The sequence below is a fragment of the Lysobacter antibioticus HS124 genome (genome assembly GCF_000336385.2).
GTDB lineage: Bacteria > Pseudomonadota > Gammaproteobacteria > Xanthomonadales > Xanthomonadaceae > Lysobacter > Lysobacter firmicutimachus.
In genome coordinates, this window is record NZ_HG424510.1 from 1 (window position 1) to 3,591 (window position 3,591).

General features: G+C 69.0%; 3 protein-coding genes. 2 read left to right on the forward strand and 1 reads right to left on the reverse strand.

The genetic code is table 11. From position 1 onward, the window contains the following. On the forward strand, window positions 1–1,201 hold a 1,201-nt coding region (locus TX83_RS12680), incomplete at its 5' end, for an aminopeptidase P N-terminal domain-containing protein (protein ID WP_064748321.1). Between the two features lie 384 nt (window positions 1,202–1,585). Here TX83_RS12680 and TX83_RS12685 read toward each other — a convergent pair. Further along, window positions 1,586–2,485, reverse strand: coding sequence for a LysR family transcriptional regulator (locus tag TX83_RS12685; RefSeq protein WP_064748322.1), 900 nt, complete (start codon window positions 2,483–2,485; stop codon window positions 1,586–1,588). A gap of 98 nt (window positions 2,486–2,583) precedes the next feature. On the opposite strand from TX83_RS12685, the gene TX83_RS12690 reads away from it, so the two are divergent. After that, the gene (locus TX83_RS12690) at window positions 2,584–3,183 is read left to right on the forward strand and encodes a short chain dehydrogenase (protein WP_064748323.1); all 600 of its coding nucleotides are present in this window, start codon (window positions 2,584–2,586) and stop codon (window positions 3,181–3,183) included. The last annotated feature ends 408 nt before the right edge of the window (window positions 3,184–3,591 follow it).

Genomic DNA, 3,591 nt, shown 5'->3' on the forward strand with positions numbered 1-3,591 from the left:
CCCGTTCCGCCAGGATTCCGACCTCAGCTATCTGACCGGCTTTCCCGAGCCGGAGGCGGTGCTGGTGCTGGTGCCCGGCCGGCGCCACGGCGAGACCCTGCTGTTCTGCCGCGAACGCGATGCCGAGCGCGAAGCCTGGGACGGCCCGCGTTTCGGGCCGGAAGGGGCGGTCGAGGCGTTCGGCCTCGACGACGCCTATCCGATCGCCGACATCGACGACATCCTGCCGGGGCTGCTGGAAGGCCGTTCGCGGGTCTACTACCACTTCGGCCGCGACGTCGAGTTCGATCTCAAGCTGATCGGCTGGCTCAACCGGGTGCGGGCGATGGTGCGCCAAGGCGCGCAGCCGCCGCACGAATTCCTCGAACTCGGCCATCTGCTCGACGAATTGCGCCTGTTCAAGGACCGCGACGAGCTGCGTTTCATGCAGCGAGCCGCCGACATCAGCGTGCTCGCCCACGAGGCGGCGATGGCCGCGGCGCGTCCGGGCCTGCACGAATACGAGTTGCAGGCCGAGATCGAGGCGGTGTTCCGCCGCCACGATGCCGAGTCCGCCTACGGCAGCATCGTCGGCGCCGGCAGCAACGCCTGCGTACTGCATTACCGCGCCAACAACGCGCCGATCCGCGACGGCGAACTGGTCCTGATCGACGCCGGTGCCGAGTACCGCGGCTACGCGGCCGACATCACCCGTACTTTTCCGGTCAACGGGCGCTTCACGGCGGAGCAGCGCGCGCTGCACGACCTGGTCGGCGCGGCGCAGGCGGCGGCGCTGGCCCAGGCGCGGCCGGGCGTGCCCTATGAGGCCGGCCATCTGGCCGCGGTCGAGACCCTGACCGAAGGCCTGCTGCGGCTCGGCCTGCTCAAGGGCAAGCTGGAAAAGAATCTGGCCGAGGGCCATTACAAGCGCTTCTACCGGCACAAGACCGGGCATTGGCTGGGCATGGACGTACACGACGTCGGCGAGTACCGCATCGACGGCGAGTCGCGGTTGCTGGAGCCGGGCATGGCGTTCACCATCGAGCCGGGCCTGTACGTAAGCGCGGACGACAGCACGGTCGAACCGAAATGGCGCGGGATCGGCATCCGCACCGAGGACGACGTGGTGGTGACCAAGGCCGGCTGCGAGGTGTTGACCGATCGCCTGGCGCGCAGCGCGGACGAGATCGAGGCGTTGATGGCGCGCCGGCGCGCGGCCTGAGGCGGGCCGGGCTGCCGAAGCGAGACCAAGCCCTAGAACAAGCGCGAGGGCAATCCCCACTGGCCCTCTTTTGCAAAGGCGGGAACAGCTTGGGCGACGTATGCGCCTTGGGGTGGGGCGGCGCAAGCCGCGACCGCAGGGCGACGGTCTTGCGACGTCGCCGACGGGAACCCGCTTCTCCTGTAGCAGCGGCGCAAGCCGCGACAACCGCGACGATGCACGCGAGCGCAGTGACCGAAGCCTGGACTTCAGGATCTTGCGCCGGTCACTCCCGTGGGAGCTTGGCCTTGGCAGGCGGCCGGGTACTCACCGCTTCGCTGGTCGCGGTCGATGATCGGAGGACATCCCTGCGGCCCGCCGCTGCTCCTGTACAGCCGCAGGCGGCTACTCCGACTCCGGCCCCATGCGCTGCATCGCCAATTCGACGAAGCGGCTGAGCTTGGGCAACGGCTGGCGGTCGCGCGGGTACAGCAGGTGCACCGGGCGCGGCGGCGGCAACTGATCCTCGAGCAGGCGCACCAGACGACCGCTGGCGAGGTCGTCGGCGAGCAGGACTTCCGGTTGCAGGACGATGCCGCATCCGGCCACCGCGGCGCGGCGCAGGGCTTCGCCGTGGTTGGTGGCGAAGTTGCCGTGCAGTTGCAACGGCTCCGAACCCAGAGCGTCGAAGCGCCAGCCGGCGTTGCGGTGCCACAGCAGGTGATGCAGGCAGTTGTGTTCGGCCAGGTGCGCCGGATCGGTCGGCGTGCCATGGCGGCGCAGATAGTCCGGCGAAGCGCAGACGATCATCCGGTAGGGCCGCAGCGGGCGCGCGGTCAGATGATCGGAGTCGGCCAGCGGGCCGATCCGGATCGCCACGTCGAAGGCTTCGGCGATCAGGTCGGACAGGCGGTCGGCCAGCACCAGTTCGACCGAGACCTCGGGATAGCGCTGTAAGTACTCGGCGACCACCGCGGCGACCGCGCTGCCGCCCAGGGTCAGCGGCGCGGTGATCCGCAGGCGGCCGCTGGGGCGGGCGTCGTTGCGCAGCCGCTCGGCCACCGCTTCGGCCTGTCTCACCTGATCGAGGATGCGCCGGCAGTCGTCGAGAAACGCCGCGCCGACTTCGGTCAGGCGCTGCTTGCGCGTATCGCGCTGGAGCAGGCGCGCGCCGAGGTGCTGTTCGAGCTGGCGGATGTGCTTGCCGACCATCACGGCCGACAGGTTTTCGGCCTCGGCGGCCGCGGCGAAGCTGCCGGTGTCGGCGACCGCGACGAACACGGCCATGCTGCGCAGCTTGTCCATGGGCTAACCGCTGGTTAGGGGTGCGCGAAATCCTAGCGCATTCACCGGCGCCGGCCCGGCGCGCAGACTGGCCGCTGTTCCCCCACTCGGATTCGCACATGAAGATCCTCATCGTCGGCGCCAGCGGCACGCTGGGCCGGGCCATCGCCGAACGGCTCGCGCCGAAGCACCAGATCCTGGCCGCCGGCCGCAGCAGCGCCGACTACCCGGTCGACATCATCGACGACGCCAGCGTCGAAGCGCTGTTCGCGCGCACCGGCAAGCTCGATGCGATCGTCTCGGCGGCCGGCGCGCTGCATTTCGGACCGTTGCTGGAGATGCGCCCCGAACAGTTCGCGATCGGCCTCAACGACAAACTGCTCGGCCAGGTGCGCCTGGCCCTGCTCGGCCAGCACCACCTCAACGACGGCGGCTCGATCACCCTGACCAGCGGCATCGTTGCGGAAGAGCCGATCCGCGCCGGCGCCAACGCCAGCGCGGTCAACCGGGCGCTGGAGGGCTTCGTCCAGGGCGCGGCCTGCGAATTGCAGCGCGGCCTGAGGATCAACGTGGTCAGCCCGACCCTGTTGACCGAGTCGCTGGAAGCGTACGGCGATTTCTTCCCCGGCTTCGGCTCGGTGACCGCCGCGCAGGCGGCGCTGGCCTACCAGCGCAGCGTCGAGGGCGTGCAGAGCGGGCGGGTGTACAAGGTCTGGTGATCGGCGCATCGCGGTGGCGCCACCGCTCCCTGCAGGAGCGGCGTCCCACCGGGATTCCTTCGGTCACAAGCCGCGAACGCGCTGCTGCGGTCTCGCGCCGTTTGTTTCTCGAAGGCCTCAAAGCCATCTCGCCCTTCGCCGTGTCTTTGTCCTGCGCCCTTGTAGGAGCGGCGTGAGCCGCGACCAAGGGACGCGCAGAGGAGTCAACGCCTCCGCCATCTATCGAAGCCCGAAATCATCGCTGTAGGAGCGGCGCCCCATAGGGATTTCCTTTGATCACAAGCCGCGACCGCGTTCTTGCGGTCTCGCGGCGTCTGTCGTTCGAAGGCTTCGAAAGCTTCAAAGCTCAAAGCTCAAAGCAAAGCTTCCGTCCGCAAGCGGCCGGGTCACTTTCTTTGTCCAAGGCGA